This is a genomic window from Flavobacterium sp. CFS9 (genome assembly GCF_041154745.1).
GTDB lineage: Bacteria > Bacteroidota > Bacteroidia > Flavobacteriales > Flavobacteriaceae > Flavobacterium.
This window is the reverse complement of sequence record NZ_AP031573.1, coordinates 3145870-3166212: the sequence shown is the minus strand read 5'-3', so window position 1 is coordinate 3166212 and position 20343 is coordinate 3145870. Positions and strand designations below refer to the sequence as shown.

7 protein-coding genes are annotated in these 20343 nt (G+C 37.8%); 1 reads left to right on the top strand and 6 read right to left on the bottom strand.

Annotated features, from left to right (window positions below):
- Positions 1-79: 79 nt before the first annotated feature.
- A complete protein-coding gene (locus ACAM30_RS13540; RefSeq protein WP_369615140.1) occupies positions 80-613 on the bottom strand; it encodes a UpxY family transcription antiterminator in 534 nt (177 codons plus the stop codon).
- 250 nt (positions 614-863) lie between these two features.
- Complete coding sequence (locus tag ACAM30_RS13535; protein WP_369615139.1) at positions 864-1550, bottom strand: hypothetical protein; 687 nt, start codon at positions 1548-1550, stop codon at positions 864-866.
- 253 nt (positions 1551-1803) lie between these two features.
- On the opposite strand from ACAM30_RS13535, the gene ACAM30_RS13530 reads away from it, so the two are divergent.
- Positions 1804-2562 carry a response regulator transcription factor gene (locus ACAM30_RS13530; protein ID WP_369615132.1) on the top strand — a complete coding sequence of 253 codons (759 nt, stop codon included), beginning with the start codon at positions 1804-1806 and terminating at the stop codon, positions 2560-2562.
- 427 nt (positions 2563-2989) lie between these two features.
- Here ACAM30_RS13530 and ACAM30_RS13525 read toward each other — a convergent pair whose 3' ends face one another.
- The 4 genes from ACAM30_RS13525 to ACAM30_RS13510 all read right to left on the bottom strand — a co-directional run bounded on the left by ACAM30_RS13525 (position 2990) and on the right by ACAM30_RS13510 (position 20280).
- Positions 2990-3751 carry a ThiF family adenylyltransferase gene (locus ACAM30_RS13525; RefSeq protein ID WP_369615138.1) on the bottom strand — a complete coding sequence of 254 codons (762 nt, stop codon included), beginning with the start codon at positions 3749-3751 and terminating at the stop codon, positions 2990-2992.
- 296 nt (positions 3752-4047) lie between these two features.
- On the bottom strand, positions 4048-7356 hold the full coding sequence (locus ACAM30_RS13520) for an amino acid adenylation domain-containing protein (protein ID WP_369615137.1): 3309 nt from the start codon (positions 7354-7356) through the stop codon (positions 4048-4050).
- A gap of 106 nt (positions 7357-7462) precedes the next feature.
- On the bottom strand, positions 7463-10771 hold the full coding sequence (locus ACAM30_RS13515; RefSeq protein ID WP_369615136.1) for an amino acid adenylation domain-containing protein: 3309 nt from the start codon (positions 10769-10771) through the stop codon (positions 7463-7465).
- 170 nt (positions 10772-10941) lie between these two features.
- Positions 10942-20280, bottom strand: coding sequence for an amino acid adenylation domain-containing protein (locus tag ACAM30_RS13510; RefSeq protein ID WP_369615135.1), 9339 nt, complete (start codon positions 20278-20280; stop codon positions 10942-10944).
- Between the last annotated feature and the right edge of the window lie 63 nt (positions 20281-20343).

The following is a 20343-nucleotide window of genomic DNA, read 5'->3' as shown; positions in this document are numbered from 1 at the left end:
TGACAAGTACAAAAATCACTTTAATGATGCGCTCCATTACATTGGAGGCGATAATCTAATGGAAAAGAAAATCTAAAACCTACGCTTTGGCGAAGACGTTTTCTTCTGAATTGGATAAATACGACAAAGGTATTACGGCTGATATATTCTGGCGTAATGAACTTAATCGTACGCTGATTCTGTGCTGATTATCGACTCTGAAAACTTCACATTCCAAACCTGATAGTTCTCCATGTTTGATTGTAAGTTTATCACCTATTTTTGGCAGTGCCGATTCAACCTGAACATCGGTGATGTCTTTTCCCTGGGTGAAGAGTTTGATGTAAGCAATTTCTTCTTCGGAAACTTTGCCGTATTCTTTGCCGAAAGACAAATATGAACAACCGCTCTCTACATTTAAAGCATCATGAAAGTCTTTGTTGTTTTTAATGTTTACAAAAACATAACTGGGAAATAACGGAATTTCAATTTTCTTGGTTCGGTCACTCCACTGTCTGATACTGGTGGCCATGGGTAAAAAAGCTTCTAATTTTTTTTCCGTTAATTCTTTGTAGACTTTACTTTCATGCCTGTACTTGACGTAAAGAACATGCCAACCTTGTTTTCGATCCATATTATTTGGTTTTTTCGTCACCGGGCATAGCTGCGCTATTACCAGTCACATGGTTATTTTTTTTAGATACGTTTTTTGGTTTAATAGCTTTACCTTTTTTACCCGAAAGTAATTTTGGTAATCATGTTTTTGTTGGAACTCTCCAGGTAAATTTTGGTGCCTTTTGAGTGTGTTGTAAAAATCTGAAAGTTGCTAATCCAACTACTTATTTTTACTGAAGTAAATTTACAATACAGGTTTTCAAATTCTACTACACCAAAGTGTAGTTCAGCTTGTTAGCATTAAATACTACCTTATTGGGTAGTTTATAGTTTACAGAAGAAAGCTCAAAATCTTCCGGTGTAACTAAATGTTTGTTCTCGTTGTAGAAAGTAATAAGACCATTATAAGACATCGATACAGGAATGGTTTCTGATCCCAGATATTCGATTGATTTGCCTACAATTTTTGCTTTGATGCCCATTAGGGTTAATACGCGTAATAGTTTAGCATCGATTTCGGCAAAGGCCATATTGTCTTTGTGTTTGCAAACCGGTGCGATGGCACAAACCAATAGTTTTTTTAGAAGGTTTACATCACGAACCCCTTTTTTAATGGCAAAACGGCCAATATGCCACATTTCATTGATGGCATCTCCTTCGGCACATAAGAAAGGATTGATCCCAAACATTTTTTGAATTGGAAGCGGAGTAATGAAGTCCCATTTTAGAACTCTGATCGTACCGGTAAAATCTCCAAACTCGTTTTTGAATGCGAAAATTTTAGAGTTTTCAAGGTAGTTCATTTCTTCTTTGTAAACGGCATCAATATCTTTTTGATAGTGGCCCGGAAAAACTTCATTAGAGTGGTGATTGAAGTTTTCTGTGACTACAAATTTTGACATACGGAAGATGTCATTTTGACTAATTGCGGTGTGGTGGTTTTTGGCGAGTTTCATAGTATTTGTTTTCTCCAAAACTATCACCACAATTTACGCCTTTCGCTACACAAAATACTAGTTACCAAGATCTTAAACAAAAACCACCCTTTAGTGTAGTTTTTTAGCAAGCATTCCGCTATGAGAAAAAAGCATCAAAAAAGGAGCTGTTTATTCCTTTGTACGTTAAAAATTTATAAGTTAAATATTAAAATTTTTAATATCATATTCACAATTTTCCTATATTCACGTCCTGTTAAAAAAACCTTAAAACATGGTAATTGAAAACGACTTTTTTTCCTCTAACAACACCGTTCAGAAGATCTCTGAAGATGAAAAAGGCAGACTGGGAAATTATTTAGAACTGGTCAAAGCATTTGCCAGAACAACTTACAGTAGTATTTATATTATTGATTACGAAAAAAAGGGGTTTGAGTATGTATCCGAAAATCCATTATTCTTGTGTGATCACACTCCGGCAGAAGTTCAGGAACTTGGATATGCCTTTTATTTCAAATATGTGGTTAAAGAAGATCTGGATTTATTATTGAAGATTAATACAATCGGATTTGACTTTTACCAAAACATTCCCGTGGAAGAACGTATACATCATACGATCTCTTATGACTTCCGCTTGAAGAATCCTAATGGAAAGACTTTTTTGGTGAATCAAAAACTAACTCCCGTTTTCCTGACCAATGATGGTAAAATCTGGAAATCGATTTGTATTATCTCGCTTTCTTCTGAATTGCAGTCGGGAAATATTAAAATTTACAAAAAGGGGGAAAATAAGATCTTCAGTTATGATCTTGAGGGAGATTTTTGGAAGGTGAATAAAAAAATAGAACTCACCAGTCGAGAAAAGGAGGTTTTGCAGTATTCTATCAGGGGCTTTACCATTGCCAACATGGCTGATAGTATGTTTGTATCGGCTGATACAATTAAGTTTCACAAAAGGAAGTTGTTCACCAAACTAGGTGTTGGAAATATTGCTGAGGCTATTGCTTACGCAACCAGTAATAAACTGATTTAATGTTCCTTTCTTGCTTATAAAAATTATGTTTCTGTGCGTGGAGTATTTTCACTCAGATTTTTTCTGTTGGATCTTTTCTGTGGCTATGGTTTAAACACATAGAAACATAGACTTTTACAGCCTAAAATAAGGCGTTTCACTTTTAATAAAACACAGAGCGTTATAATAGAGAAATGTGTTTCTATGAGACACTCTTTACTCTTTTCACATCTCTTAAAATCTATCTCCTTATGCGATCCTTTTTTTCACGCAGATTTGACAGATTTTTGAAATCCTTATACTCTGTGGCTATGCCTTAAACACATAGAAACATAGATTCTCCGGATAAAATTAAGACGTTTCACATTTTATATTTCACATCTAACACTCCATAAAATCTATGTCCCTACACAGTAAATTGTCATTGCTAAAAGCCCAAAAAGGGATTCTATAAATCCTCATCAATAATTGCAGACAAATAAAACTCAGGGAATTTTTTGAACTTTTTACCGGTTGCAATATTAAAAAGCAAATGAGTACATAAAGCCGCTACTGACCATGATGCAATAGCCATTTGAGGTGGTGACTGACAGCCTTTTTCGATTTTGTACTTTTCAATTATACTGTCCATCCATTTTTGTGGATTTCCCCAAAATCTCAAATAACTTGAAGCATATTCCATCATGGTCGCTTCATTGAATTCTTCCTCTCCATTTGCCAATGCGTTTAAAAGAAGTCCGTCTCTGGCAATAACCGTTACCAGACTCCCCCATCCAATATTATAAGGATGCAGTACCGGAATATCTAACTTTTGACAAGCGGTATCAAATATAAGTGGTACGGGAGAAGAAAAATCCAGCGTATTAATCGCTGCTTTATGACCTTTTATATGATCTCCGATGTTTTCGACAGTCAGAAAAAAATCGATACAATTGATTTCTGCATTTTTATTGATTGATTTCAATCGTTTTGCCAAAGCATCTACTTTGTTAGAATCGATATCATCTTCTGTATAATTCTGTCTGCTCAAATTAGACCGTTCTACCTGGTCACCGTCTACAATAGTGATTTTTTCAAAACCAAAGCGCAGCGCACATTCTGCAATTACGCTTCCAATACCGCTTCCTGCCAGCAAAATTGGAAAATCTTTTATAATCTCTTGTTCTTCATCGCTTAGATAAAGTTTATTCTTTGAATAACGATCATCCATAGTATTATTTTTTTATTCAAAATTAAACAGAAACAGCCTGTACCCTTTTAACCTAAAGGGTAGTTTTTAGCGTTTGAACCCGCAGTATTACTGATTTTACCAACTAAAAAACCATTACAAACTGTAAATCAATACACTAGACACAAAACAGAAAAAACAAATAAATCACTTCACTCAAAAAAACAACTGAAATACAGCAAATTACAATAGCTTTAAAACAAAAAAAACAGTTACAAGAATACTCCTGTAACTGTTTTTTTAATAATATTTCCTCTTTTTTAAAATGAGCTGTAACTCTAAAAAACCAACTCTTCTCCAACAACAGAAGGAATTAACTGTTGTTTGTTTAAAATTTGTATCGATTCAATATAACCGGCCAAATTGGTAATGGTAGGCTCTTTGTACAATTCCTTAAGTTCAATTTTAATATTAAATTCTTTCTGAATCTTAGAAATTACCTGAGTGGCTTTGAGACTGTGTCCGCCAAGGGCAAAAAAGATATCACTTACCCCTATTTTAGTTTTTTGCAAAACTTCCTCCCAGATGGCAACGAGCTTTTCTTCAATTTCATTCGAAGGAGCCACATATTCCTGCTGGATGACATCGTCTGTACTTACCGATGGCAAGGCTTTTTTGTCGATCTTGCCGTTTGGTGTTAAAGGGAATTTATCCAGGAAAACATAATAACTTGGCAGCATATATTCGGGTAATTCTCTTGAAAGTGACTGGCGAAGCTGTTGTTTGTCAATAGTTGCGGTACTTACCAGATAACTTACAATCACTGGATCGCCATTTACGGTTGCTGTGATGACCACACACTGATCGATATTTTCCTGAGACTGCAATACCTGCTCGATCTCTCCGAGTTCGATACGATGTCCTCTGATCTTCACCTGACTGTCTTTTCGGCCGATGTAAGCGATGGTACCATCAGGCAACCATTTGCCTAAATCGCCTGTTTTATAAAGTTTGCTGTCTTCTTTGAAAGGGTTCTCTATAAACTTCTCTGCTGTAAGTTGCGGTTGATACAAATACCCTCTGGACAAACCGTCTCCTGAGATACAGATTTCTCCAATAACCCCTACGGGCTGCAATGCCAGCTCTTCTGAGAGTACATAAAATTGGGTATTGTCCAGTGCTTTTCCAATAGGCACCGAGCTTTCATAAGTACCTTCTACTCTGTAATAACTGCTGTAGGTGGTGTCTTCTGATGGGCCGTACAGATTTCTAATGGCAATGCCGGAGGCTGCAAAATGATTGGCAATGCTCACCGGAAAGGCTTCTCCGGCAAGGTTGATTCCAACCGCATTTTCAAAGGTGGTTCCTTTCTCAATCAGGGTATGGATTACTGAAGGCACGGTATTAAGAAGTACTTTTTTGTCATTTTGGATATAATCTGCTATCGATAATCCATTGGCCAGTAAACGGATTTGTTTTCCGATACTTAACGGATAGAAAAATTCGTAAACGGACAGATCAAAACAATGTGAAGTTACGGCATATAAAATGTCAAAATCGGTATCGCTAAATTCTCTTTGTGACCAGCATAACATGGCTACCGCGTTCTGATGGGTGATCATGACTCCTTTTGGTTTTCCTGTGGATCCTGAAGTGTAAATGATATAAGCCAGCTGCTGCGAACTGAAAGTGATCTGCGGCAATGATTTTGATATGGATTCTGCCTCTCTGAAACTTGCTATAAAACTATCGTCTATGGTGATTTTACATTTACTGTCTTGCTCGATGTATTCAATTCTTTGCGCCGGATAGTTGGGATCGATTGGAACATAAGCACATCCTGATTTTAAAACGGCCAAAAGTGCAATAGGCAGCCACTCGCTGCGATCCAGTTTTACCCCTACTAAATCTTCTACGGCTAAGTTGTAATTACTCAACAGGTAATGTGAAAGCTCGTTAGAGATTTCGTCGAGTTCTTTGTAGGTAAAACTTTTGGCATCGGTTACTAAAGCGATCTGTTCCGGGGTTTTCTTTGCCTGAGTTACAAATAAATCAACCATGGTATGATCCTTAGGATACTCTACCGCTGTGTCGTTAAAATCCTGTAACAATTGTGTTGTCTCGGCTTCGCTCAGATAGTGGAGTGTCGCTACTTTTTGCTCCGGATTTTGGATGGCTTTGATTAAAAAAGTATCTAAATGAGCCGCCAATCGTGCTACAAATTCTGATTCATAAATATCTGTATTGTATTCGATGTGTAGGCTCAGTTCTCCCTGATATTCTGCAAAAGCAAAGGTTAAATCAAATTTACTGAAGGGCCTTTTCAACTGCTTGTAGGATGTTATTTCAACCCCGTTTAAGGTTAGGTTTTCAGACGCTAATAATTCACGTTGATTTTGAAATACCACTAAAACATCAAACAAAACCGAACGGCTTAAATCTCTTTTAAGATCTAGCGCTTCTACCAAACTATCAAAAGGATAATCCTCATGAGAATAGGCTTTTAGTAAAGTTTCTTTTTGTATCTTCAGTAATTCTTCAAAACTTGTTTTTTCTTCAAAAGCGGTTCGAATGGCCAGCGTATTTAAGTACAATCCAACCTGGTTTTCCAGATCACTGTGTTTTCTTCCCGCTATAGGTGTTCCCAAAATGATATCCCTGTTGTTGGTATATCTGGACAGTAATCCGTTTATACCCGCCATTAAAAGCATGAAAAGTGTTACCCCGTTTTGCTGTGCATGTGCATTAAACTGAGTAGTCATTTCTTTTGAAAAAGTATGCTTTACCCCCGATCCGTTATAGGTTTTAAGCTTCGGTCTTGTTTTATTGGAAGGCAGTTCCAAAACCGGCAAATCTCCTGAAAAGGTCTCTAGCCATACCGCTTTAGATTTTTCCATTACTGCTTGCCTGGACGGACTATTTTGCCATTCTGAATAATCTTTGTACTGAATAGGCAAGTCAGATAACACGATCTCATTTCCTGTAATCAATCCATTGTAAATTGTTATAAATTCTTTACTCAATATTCCCATCGACCAGCCATCACCAATAATGTGATGCATGTTAAGCATCAAAATATGATCATCTGCAGCTGTCTTTACGATCTCTCCTATAAAAAGAGGTCCTTTTTCTAAATCAAAAGCATGTCTTTGAAGGGCATTGGCATGATTGCTCAAAACTTCAGCGGTGGCATTACTTAAATCTGTAAACTGTAAAGCTCCACTGTATTGAGCCATCGAAACAATATACTGTCCCAGATTACCCTGATCATCTTCTTTAAAAATGGTACGCAAGCTCTCATGTCTCTTCACTAAAACTTGAAAGGCTTCGGCTAATTTTTCAAATTCCAATACTCCTTTAAACTCAAAGGCATTAAATAAGTTATAAGCTGAATTACCCGTCTCAAACTGACTTAAGGTCCACAAACGGTGCTGAGACGAGGTAAGCGCATAAAATTCTTTTATTGCAGCTTTTGGAATAGACTCTGAAGAAGAAAGTAATTTGATCAACTCATTTTTACAGGCTTTAATGTCTTCAATAATTTCAGGAGTCAAAGTCCCCTTCGGAGCATTAATTTTCAAATCTCCATTTTCAACCCGAAGTCTGATATTCAAGGATTGTAACGTATGTAGTAAATTTTTTATCACGATATAATTTTTTAAATAAATTAAAGCATCTCTGTTTTTCAGAATCATTATATTCTCCTCTCACTAGTTAGCATCAAAAAATACTATCGGTTGAATTGAGATCCGTTTATATCATAATTTCATCCAAATCATCAACCGACTCTCCGGCCAATTCATTCTGAAACACAATAAATTTCAGTTTTTCCGAAACTCCAATAACATCCTGGGTTTCATACAAATCTTCAATAGAAAATCTCGTATCAAAAGCCTTGTTTATTCTGTTGATTAGAACAGTAGCTTTTAAACTGTTTCCTCCCAATTCAAAGAAATTATCGGTGATGCCAATTTTCTCTAGTTTTAGAATGTCCTGCCATATTGCTGCTAGTTTTTCTTCGATTTCATTGGTTGGAGCCACATATTCCTGCTGGATGACATCGTCTGTGCTTACTGATGGCAAAGCTTTTTTGTCGATCTTACCGTTTGGTGTTAGGGGAAATTTATCCAAGAAAACATAATAACTTGGCAGCATGTATTCGGGTAATTCTCTTGAGAGTGATTGACGAAGCTTTTGTTTGTCAATAGTTGCAGTGCTTACCAGATAACTTACAATCACCGGATCTCCATTTACGGTTGCTGTGATGACCACACACTGATCGATCTCTTCCTGAGACTGCAATACCTGCTCGATTTCACCCAATTCGATACGATGTCCTCTGATCTTCACCTGACTGTCTTTTCGGCCAATGTAAGCGATGGTGCCATCAGGCAGCCATTTACCTAAATCGCCTGTTTTGTACAACTTAGTCGTATCGTTAAATGGATTAACGATAAACTTTTCTGCGGTAAGTTCCGGCTGATACAAGTACCCTCTGGACAAACCGTCTCCCGAGATACAGATTTCTCCAATAACCCCTACAGGTTGTAGTGCCAGCTCTTCTGAGAGTACATAAAACTGGGTGTTGTCCAAAGCTTTTCCAATAGGCACGGAATTTTCGTAAGTGCCTTCTACTCGGTAATAACTGCTGTAGGTGGTATCTTCTGATGGGCCGTACAGGTTTCTAATGGCAATGCCTGAATTGGTAAAATGATTGGCAATACTCACCGGAAAGGCTTCTCCGGCAAGGTTGATTCCAACCGCATTTTCAAAGGTGGTACCTTTCTCAATCAGGGTATGGATTACAGAAGGCACGGTATTGATCAATACGTTTTTGTCATTTTGGATATAATCTGCTATCGACAATCCATTGGCCAGTAAACGGATTTGTTTTCCAATACTTAACGGATAGAAAAATTCATAAACAGACAGATCAAAACAGTGTGAGGTTACGGCGTATAAAATATCAAAATCGGTATCACTAAATTCTCTTTGCGACCAGCACAACATGGCTACCGCATTCTGGTGGGTGATCATAACTCCTTTTGGTTTTCCAGTGGAGCCTGAGGTATAAATGATATAAGCCAATTGCTGTGCACTAAAAGTAATCTGCGGCAATGATTTTGATATGGATTCTGCCTCTCTGAAACTTGCTATAAAACTATCGTCTATGGTGATTTTACATTTACTGTCTTGCTCGATATATTCAATTCTTTGTGCCGGATAGTTGGGATCGATCGGTACATAAGCGCATCCTGATTTTAAAACGGCTAATAAAGCGATAGGCAGCCACTCACTGCGCCCCAATTTTACCCCTACTAAATCTTCTACGGCTAAGTTGTAATTACTCAGCAGATAGTGTGATAATTCATTCGAAATCTCATCGAGTTCTTTGTAGGTAAAGCTTTTGGTATCGGTCACTAAAGCGATCTTCTCCGGAGTTTTATTCGCCTGATTCACAAACAAATCAACCATAGAGTAATCCTTCGGATACGCTACTGCTGTGCCGTTAAAATCCTGTAGCAATTGCGTTGTCTCGGCTTTGCTCAGATAGTTGAGTGTCGCTACTTTTTGCTCCGGATTTTGAATGGCTTTGGTTAAAAAGTTTTCTAAATGTGCCGCCAATCGCGCTACAAATTCTGATTCATAAATATCAGTATTGTATTCGAAATCTAAAGTCATTTCTCCCTGATATTCTGAAAAAGCAAAGGTTAAGTCAAATTTGCTAAAGGACTTTTTCAGATTTTTATAAGGTTTTATTTCAACACCGTTTATGGTTAAACTTTCAGACGCTAACAATTCCTGCTGATTCTGAAATACCACTAAAACATCAAACAAAACCGATCGGCTTAAATCTCTTTTAAGATCAAGCGCCTCTACCAAACTGTCTAAAGGATAATCCTGATGCGAATAGGCATTGAGCAGGGTTTCTTTTTGTAGGGCCAGTAACTCTTCAAAACTTGCTGTTGCTTCAAATGTGGTTCGAATCGCCAGCGTGTTTAAGTACAACCCAACCTGATTTTCCAAATCACTGTGTTCTCTTCCGGCTACGGGAGTACCTAAAATAATGTCTCTGCTGTTGGTATATCTGGACAGTAATCCGTTTATCCCTGCCATTAAAACCATAAAAGGTGTTACTCCATTTTGCTGTGCATAGGTATTAAGTGCGGCGGTACTCTCTTTTGAGAAGGAGTGTTTTATCCCCGCACCGTTATACGTTTTAAATTTGGGTCTTACTTTATTGGAAGGCAGTTCCAAAACCGGCAAATCTCCCGAGAATGTCTCTAACCATAAAGCTTTGGATTTTTCCAGCACTGCTTGTCGGGAAGGACTGCTTTGCCATTCTGAATAATCTTTGTACTGAATAGGCAAGTCCGGTAATACGATCTCATTTCCTATAACCAAATCATTATAAATGGTTACAAATTCTTTACTCAATACCCCCATCGACCAGCCATCGCCAATAATGTGGTGCATGTTAAGCATTAGAATATGATAATCTGCAGCTGTCTTTACAATCTCTCCTATAAAAAGAGGTCCTTTTTCTAAATCAAAAGTATGTCTTTGAAGTGCATTGGTATGATTGCTCAGGACTTCAGCTGTGGCATTGCTTAAATCTGTAAACTGTAAAGCTCCACTGTACTGAGCCGCCGAAACTATATACTGTCCCAGATTTCCCTGTTCGTCTTCTTTGAAAACGGTACGCAGACTCTCATGTCTTTCTACCAGAATTTGAAAGGCTTCCGCTAATTTTTCAAATTCCATCGCTCCCTTAAACTCAAATGCAGCAAATAAGTTATAAGCCGAGTTACCGCTCTCAAATTGACTTAAAGTCCACAAACGGTATTGTGAAGAAGTAAGTGCATAAGATTCTTTTATCGCAGCTTTTGGAATTGATTCTGAAGATGATAACAAGGTAATAAATCTATTTTTATGCAGCTTAATGTCCGCAATAATTTCAGGAGTCAAAGTCCCTTTTGGAGCATTAATTTTTAAGTCCCCGTTTTCTACCCGAAGTCTGATATTTAAGGTTTCTAGTGTCTGTATTAAGTTCTCTATCATGGTATTATTTTTAAAGTAAACTTTTGCAGTGCATCCTCCATTTTTAGAATGACGGCACAATTGTATTGGCAAAATGATGATTAGTGATCATTTATTTTATTCTGTAAACTCTGATTCATTTCGCTTTTAGTGAGGTAACATGGCTATAAAATGAAACTCGCGATTAAATTTTATATCAATACCTCATCCAGATCATCGGTTGATTCTACGACTAATTCATTTTGAAACAGAATAAATTTTAATTTTCTGGAAACTCCTGTGATTTCCTGAGTCTCGTATAAATCCTGAATAGAAAGTCTTGTATCAAAAGCTCTGTTTATTCTGTTGATTAGAACAGTAGCTTTTAAACTGTTTCCTCCCAGTTCAAAGAAATTATTAGTTATTCCTATTTTCTCTCTTTTTAGAATGTCCTGCCATATTGCTACCAGCTTCTCCTCTATTTCATTGGTTGGAGCCACATATTCCTGTTGGATAACATCGTCTGTACTGACTGATGGTAAGGCTTTTTTGTCGATCTTGCCGTTGGGTGTCAGTGGAAATTTATCCAGGAAAACATAATAACTTGGCAGCATGTATTCGGGTAATTCTCTTGAAAGTGAATGACGAAGCTGTTGTTTGTCAATAGTTGCGGTACTTACCAGATAACTTACAATCACCGGATCGCCATTTACTGTTGCTGTGATGACCACACACTGATCGATCTCTTCCTGAGACTGCAATACCTGCTCGATTTCACCCAATTCGATACGATGCCCTCTGATCTTTACCTGACTGTCTTTTCGGCCGATGTAAGCGATGGTACCATCAGGCAACCATTTGCCTAAATCGCCTGTTTTATAAAGTTTACTGTCTTCTTTGAAAGGGTTCTCTATAAACTTCTCTGCTGTAAGTTGCGGCTGATACAAATACCCTCTGGACAAACCGTCGCCTGAGATACAGATTTCTCCAATTACCCCCACAGGCTGCAATGCCAGCTCTTCTGAGAGTACATAAAACTGGGTATTATCCAAAGCTTTTCCAATAGGCACAGAGCTTTCATAAGTCCCTTCTACTCGATAGTAACTGCTGTAGGTGGTGTCTTCTGATGGGCCGTACAGGTTTCTAATGGCAATATCTGAATTGGTAAAATGATTGGCAATACTCACCGGAAATGCTTCTCCCGCAAGATTGATTCCAACCGCATTTTCAAAGGTGGTTCCTTTCTCAATCAGGGTATGGATTACAGAAGGTACAGTATTGATCAGTACCTTTTTATCGTTTTGGATATAATCTGCTATCGACAATCCATTGGCCAGTAAACGGATTTGTTTTCCGATACTTAACGGATAGAAAAACTCATAAACAGACAGATCAAAACAATGTGAGGTTACAGCGTATAAAATGTCAAAATCGGTATCGCTAAATTCTCTTTGTGACCAGCATAACATGGCTACCGCGTTCTGATGGGTGATCATGACTCCTTTTGGTTTTCCTGTGGATCCTGAAGTGTAAATGATATAAGCCAATTGCTGTGCACTAAAAGTAATCTGCGGCAATGATTTTGATATGGATTCTGCCTCTCTGAAACTTGCTATAAAACTATCGTCTATGGTGATTTTACATTTACTGTCTTGCTCGATATATTCAATTCTTTGTGTCGGATAGTTCGGATCGATCGGTACATAAGCGCATCCTGATTTTAAAACGGCTAATAAAGCGATAGGCAGCCACTCACTGCGCCCCAGTTTTACCCCTACTAAATCTTCTACGGCTAAGTTGTAATTACTCAGCAGATAGTGTGAAAGCTCGTTAGAGATTTCGTCGAGTTCTTTGTAGGTAAAGCTTTTGGTATCGGTCACTAAAGCGATCTGCTCCGGAGTTTTATTCGCCTGATTCACAAACAAATCAATCATAGTGTGATCCTTCGGATACGCTACTGCTGTGTCGTTAAAATCCTGTAACAATTGTGTTGTCTCGGCTTCGCTCAGATAGTGGAGTGTGGCTACTTTTTGCTCCGGATTTTGGATGGCTTTGGTTAAAAAAGTATCCAAATGATTGGCTAAACGAGCTACAAATTCCGGCTGATAAATGTCGGTGTTGTATTCGATGTGAAGGTTCAGTTCTTCTTGTTGTTCTGAGAAAATGAAGCTTAAATCAAATTGGCTTACTTTTCTTGGATTGGCTTTGTATGGTTTTAAGGTTAAACTTTCGATTTCTGTATTTGATCCAAACAAATCTTGTTGATTTTGCAAAACGACCAGTACATCAAAGAGTGCAGATCGGCTTGTATCGCGTCCTAATCCTAGTTGTTCCACCAAATTGTCCAGCGGATATTCCTGATGAGAATAGGCATCGAGCAGGGTTTCTTTTTGTATTTGCAGCAGGGTTTCAAAATCTGCTGTTTCTTCAAAACGGGTTCGGATGGCCAGGGTGTTGAGATACAATCCGATTTGATTTTCCAGATCACTGTGTTCTCTTCCTGCAATCGGTGTCCCTAAAATAAGATCTCTGGTGTTGGTGTATCTGGAAAGTAATCCGTTTAATCCTGCCATCAGGGTCATAAAGAGGCTGCTGTTGTGTTGCTCTGAAAATGTTTTCAAGTTAACACTTGCTTCTTTGCTGAAACTGTGAGTGATGGAATCTCCGGCATACGTTTTTATTCTTGGTCGTACTTTCTCTGTCGGAAGCTCCAGTACAGGAAGGTTACCGCTAAAGGTATCCAGCCAGTAGGCTTCTGATTTTTTTAGTTTGGTGATTTGTTCTTCACTTCGCATCCAGGTGGCATAGTCTTTATATTGTATGCTGAGCTCCGGAAGATTTATAGTTTTATTTTGCGTTAAATGATCGTAAATGGTGATGAGTTCCTGGCTTAAAATTCCCATAGACCAGCCATCGCTGATAATATGATGCATATTAAAAAGCAACAGGTGTTTGTTTTCTGATCGTCTGATGAGTTTCAGATTGACCAAAGGAGCTTTCTCTAAATCAAACTGATGCTGATAGCTTTGGGCAACGCTGTGTTCCAGTGCTTCTTCTTGGTTTTCAACTTTAGTAAAATCTTCATAATCTACTTTAAAATCAATGTCTTCGGCATCGATTACAAATTGACGCACTTCTCCCTGATCGTCTCTTTTGAAATAGGTTCTTAGGGTTTCGTGTCTGCTCATAAGCAGGTTGAAAGCTTCTGCTAATTGTGCTGTATTTAAATTTCCTTCTAATTCAAACGAACCGGGAATGTTGTAAGCCTGACTGCCGCCTTCAAACTGACTCAGAATCCATAGTCGGTGCTGAGAGGAGCTTAAAACGTAGCTTTCCTGCTGCTCTGCTTTGGGTATGGCCGTGAAGGTTCCTTGCTCAAGTTTACTGATTATCCCTGAAATGGTTGGATTCAAAAAGACGTCTTTTACGCTGATCTGATAACCTAATTGTCTATTGATTTTGTTGGCTACCAAAATTACTTTCAGACTGTGTCCGCCCAGTTCAAAGAAATTATCTGTGGTTCCAATGTTGTTTATGCCCAGTATTTCTTCCCAGATTGCAACTAATTGTTTCTCTAAAACGGTCACCGGAGCGGTATATTCCTGCTGAATCTTGTCGTTTGCATCCACTTTAGGCAATGCTTTCAGATCGACTTTACCGTGGGAGGTTAATGCAATAGCTTCTAATTGTACATAATAACCCGGAAGCATATAATCTGGTAAATATTGGCTCAATTGGATGCGAAGTTCTTGTTTGTCAAGCTCTTTTTCTCCCACTACATAGGCTACTATTTCAGGTTCTGTCTCTATGTTTTGTACGGTTACCACACACTGGCTGATACTGTCTTGTGTTAATAAGGCATGTTCGATTTCTCCGAGTTCTATTCGGTGGCCTCTTACTTTTACCTGTTGGTCTTTTCGGCCCATGAGTTCAATGCTGCCATCCGGTAGCCATCTTCCCAAATCGCCTGTTTTGTAGAGCCTGGCTCCTGCAATAAAAGGATGAGCGATAAATTTCTCTTCCGTAAGTTCAGGGTTGTTCAGATATCCTCTGGACAGGCTGTTTCCGGAGATGCAAAGCTCTCCAAATACACCAATAGGCTGTAAAGCCAGGTCATCGGATAAGATATAAAGCTGACTGTCTTTTAAGGGTTTACCAATTGACACAAGGTTTCTTTGCAGATCGCTTTGCTCTACTCTTCCCATCACAGCACTGATGGTGGCTTCTGTTGGGCCGTACTTGTTGTAGAAGTCGGCTATTTTGATCATTTTTTCAGCCAAGCTTTTTGGGCATACTTCTCCTGCTGCAACAATTCTTTTCAGGGTCTTGCAGGTGGAAAGGTTCTCTAAATGGGACAAATAACCCGGCGTGGCATGCAGGTGGGTTACGCTGTGTTCTTTTAACAGGTTTATAAAATCGGACGGATCGATGATACGCTCTTTTGAAGCGCCTATCAATGTAGCTCCTGTTAGCAAAGCTAAAAAGATCTGCTCCATTGAGGCGTCGAAGGCGTTGTTGGAGAATTGTACGATACGATCGGACGCACCAAACCCGAATTCTTCTTTTTGGTTTAAAATGTAGTTTACTAAACTTTTGTGCTCGATCATTACTCCTTTGGGCTGGCCTGTAGAACCTGATGTATAGATAACATACATAAGGTTCTCCGGAGTCAAAGAAACGACTGGTAATGTGGTTGGATAGTTGCTCTGACTCGATATGAAATTCGCCAATAACTTCTCGTCAATAACAACTTTACATTTACTGTCTTGCTCGATATAAGCAATTCTTTGCTCCGGATAACCCGGATCTATAGGAACATAAACACCGCCGGTTTTCAGTACGGCTAAAAGTGAAATGTAAATCCACTCGCTGCGTTCTAATTTTACAGCGATCAGATCTTCTGTTTTTATGTCATAATTATTGAATAAATAATGCGCCAGCTGATTGGAAAGCGCATCGAGTTCTCTGTACGTCAACGAGGTATTTTCAAAAACTACTGCTACGGCATCAGGGGTTTTCCCGACTTGCTCTTCGAACATTTCAACGGCTGTAGCTTCTACTATCTCTTCTGATTTTGAAGTGCTAAAATCTCCCAGAAGGATTGCTTTTTCTGAACTTGAAATGTAATCCAGACTGGCTAGAGATTGTGCAGGGTTTTCAACAAGAGCCTCTAAAACTTTAAGGTATGCTTTCAGCACACGTTTCATTGTCGCGTACTTAAAAATTCCGGCATTGTAATCCCATTCTACCGAAATTCTTCTGTCCGGTTTATTATCTGTTAAAGAATCAATTTGTTCGTATACAGTATTTACGACAACACTAATATCAAAGCGGGATGTTTTATTGTGTCCGTTCAGAATTTCGATGTCCGCATCCAGCAAAGACATGCTTTGTACCGGAACGTTCACAAAACTAAACATGTATTGAAACAGCGGATGCAGATTTAAACTCCTCTCCGGATTTATTCTTTCTACTACTTTCCCAAAAGGGGTATCATCGTAAGAATAAGCATCCAGACAAGTTTCTTTCACCTCGTTAAGCACCTCTGTTAAGGAATTTTCATTGCTAAACGTAGTACGTAATGCAATGGTATTTACAATCATACCTAAAACTTCCTGAAATTCTTTATAACGTCTGTTGGCAACTGCAGTCCCTACAGAAATATCGGTTTGATTGCTAAATTTATGCAGCACTATCTTAAAGGCTGCGAGCATTGTGATAAACAACGACACATCTTGTTTTTCGGAAAACTGACGTAACTTTTCTGAAAAATCCAATGAAAACACATGTTCTATGGTGCCGCCTTTTTTCACGGCAATTTCATCTCTTTCAAAATCTAAAGGCAATAACAATCCGTTAGAAAAACCTTCAAATTTGTTTTCCCAATAATCCAGTTTTTCGCTGATAACATCTTCGTTTAGACTATTTCTTTCCCAATACGCATAATCTTTAAAAGTAATTTCAGGTTTCTCTGCTTCAAAATCAGGATCTCTTTTTAATTCATTATAAATATCAACGAAATCTCTAAACAAGATTCCCTGCGTCCATCCGTCTAAAATTAAATGGTGCTCACAAAATACAAGTACACTTTCCTGATCGGAGAATTTTAATAATTCTATTCTAAAAAGCGGGCCCTCTTCAATTTGAAAGGCACGGCTCTCTATTCTTTCCAGACTATCGGCAATTACTTTTTCTTTGTTTTCTTTATTTTTTATTCCCGTATAATCAATTACCGGAATGGTATACCCAAATGGAGGCAGTATTTTTTGATATGGCTTACCTTCCTGATTCACAAAAACAGTTCTTAAAATCTCATGTTTTTTGATCAGTTTTGCAAACGTTTCTTCGAGTGCAGTAACCTCCACAAAGCCTTTTAATTTCATGGCTCTCGATACGTGATAAGAAGTATCGGCAGTATTCAGCTGATTCAAAAACCATAACCTTTCTTGTGAAAAAGACAACGGGTACAACTCCTGCTCAGGCGCTTTAATATTTTGAGTTTCTTTTTTGTTTAAAGTAGGAACCAGTTCACTGATTTCTTTGATGGTAGGAGATTTGTAAAAATCTCTTAGCGACAATTCAATTCCTTTTTGATCACGTAAACTGCTAATAAACTGATTGGCCAATAAAGAGTGTCCTCCTAATTCGAAAAAACTCACGTTTACATCCACCTGATCCAGACGTAATAATTCCTGCCAGATAGAAGCAATCTCTTTTTCTTCTTGCGTTTCAGGCAATTGAACTGCTTCTGCAATATTTACGGTTTTAGGTTCCGGTAAACTCTTAATATCGATTTTTCCGTTAGGAATTAAGGGAATAGCATCTAAGATTACAAAATGTGTCGGAATCATAAATTCCGGCAAATGAGCTTTTAAATCAATTACTAAAGAAGATATATTGATAAAAGACTCGTTGGCTACTAAATAGGCAATCAAAATAGGCATTCCGCCCACTTCGTTAATACACACATAGCTATCTACTATATATGCATTTACTTTTTGCAGAGCCAATTCTATTTCTCCTACTTCAATACGATATCCTTTGTAACTAAGCTGACTGTCTTTTCTTCCATAAAAAATTAAATTATTGTCTGTGCTCCACTTTCCTAAATCTCCGGTTTTGTAGATACGTTCTCCATTTATGTTGATGAAGGCATTATCGGTCAGTTCTTTTTTATTGAGATAAGAAACTGCCAAACCTAAACCGGAAAGTCCAATTTCTCCAATAGCTCCTTTCGGTAATATTTTTGTTCCGTCTAACAAATACACTCCTCTATTGGTAATTGGTTTCCCGATAGGAAATGAAGTGTCTGTTTCATTCACTTTATAATAGGTCGCACAGACTGTACTTTCTGTAGGACCATAGGTGTTATAGATATCATAAATAGCTGTAAGCTGATCGATCTGGTGTGGTTTTAACGTATCGCCTCCGCTAATAATCGTTTTAAAATTAAAATTGTAATTTTTATGGTTGTCATTAAGGTATTGCAGTACAAAAGGATTGGTACTCAATAAAGTAATTCCAAAACGCTCACAATCTTTCAATAATTCATTAAAATCTTTTGTATCATGAGCAATCACTAAATTCCCTCCTACTGATAAAATCGGGAAAATTTCTTCTACAGAAGTATCAAAAGCAGTAGAAGCCTGCTGTAATACAATATCTTCTTCCGTAAGATTAAAATAAGTGCCAAATGTAAGCACATAATCGTATAGAGAAGCGTGATTGATAACGACACCTTTAGCATCTCCTGTTGAACCGGAAGTATAAATAATATAAGCCTCGTCTTCAGGTTTCAAAGCAACAGGAATATAATTTTCCGATACTTTATGTTCTTCCAGTATACGATCTATATTGTATTCTCTCTCTTCTGAAATAGAATTGGAGAATGAATCTGTTAAGATAAAACCTAAGCCGGCATCTTTTATAATATAGTGTTTTCTTTCTTCCGGATAAGCATTATCAATAGGAACGTAAACAGCACCTGTTTTTAAGGCTGCCAAAATTCCAATAATACTTTTCTCAGATCTCGAAAGCATCACTCCTACCTTGTCTCCTTTTTTAACGCCGCTGGACTGTAAATAGGAAGCTATGATAGTAGCACTCGCATCAAGGGTTTCATAAGTTAAAAAATTCGTTTGACAAGAAACCGCTGTTTTTGAACCATAGCCCGCTACGGATGCATTCCAAAGATTTAAGAAAGTCTGTTCCGGTCTTTTTACAACCGGACCTTTTGAAATCGCTTGTATCTCTTCTAACTGTTCTTTGCTCGAAATCTGAATTTCGGCAATAGCAGTATGGTTGGTTTCATGTAATTCTGTCAATACTTTTCTGAAAGAGGCAATCAGCTGATTGGCCTCAAATTTTGACACATATTTTTCATTGATATCAAATCTGAAACTAAGATCTCCGTTGATCCCTTCAAAGACGTGAATAGAAATAGGATCTTCTTCACTGTCATTAGACAATGGATGTATGCTCGCTTTATTCCCCGAAAATTCAGATTCGTATTGCATGCGCTCGTATGACAATCGTACGTCATAAAGCTTTGAAGTTTCCTGAGGCAGATTTCGCAGGATATCGGCCTGCTGAAAACGCTGATGTCTGTAGCACATAAAAAGTGTGCTTTTAATCTCTTTGATAAAATCACTTACGGTTGCTGTTGTTTCCAACGAAAGTTTTAATGGTAACATGCTAAGAAATGGACCAAATGTATTTTTCTCAGCAGCATTTTTTCGATTTAAAATAGGCATCCCTAAATTAATTTCTTCTCTATTGTAATATTTAGACAATACGATAGAGAAACACCCGATCAACAAGTGAAAAATGCTTAGCTTTTCTGCTTTTACAAATGCCCATAAAGCTTCATTTTCTGCTTCGCTAAGCGTAATTTCAATATTACTGTGACTTGCCGATTTATTGGTACCGGTATAGATCAAAGAAGGTAAATTTTCATAACGTTCCAACCAAAACTTTCTGTCATTCGAAAAATCATCCGAAGCTCTGTAAGCATTGTCTAAGGCTATAAAAGACTCGTAAGACATTTTATTTTTCCCGATACATGCCTCATCATAAACAACAGCTGTACCTAATTGTTCGTAAATTCTTTTCACTTTATTGAACAACAGCTGAAACGAAAATCCATCTGCTATAATGTGATGAAGTTTCGAATACCAGATGTACGTTTCAGGAGCCGTTTGAATCAGCCACATTTTATAAAGCTGTTTGTCCTTCTCTATATCAAAAGGCACTATAAAATCTTTCTCTATCATTTGAATCGCTTTTGATTCATCTGACTCTTCTATACAGGTTAATGCCAAATCACTGTTGGTTTCCTGAAGTGTATATACAGGAAAACCACTCTTTTCTTCAAAAACAAAAGAAAAAATATCGTTCTCTTTAATCAGAATGTTGAATGCAGTTTTAAAACGCTCCACGTCAACACTTCCGTTAATAAATGCATAACCGCCAATATTGTATTTTGGCGATTCATTGTCAAGTATCTGATCAAGCCAGATATATTTCTGAACATTTGTGACATTATTTTTCATACGTCTGCTTTTTATAATTTGAATAAATACCGAAAACGCAATGTTATCGTACCATTTTGATTT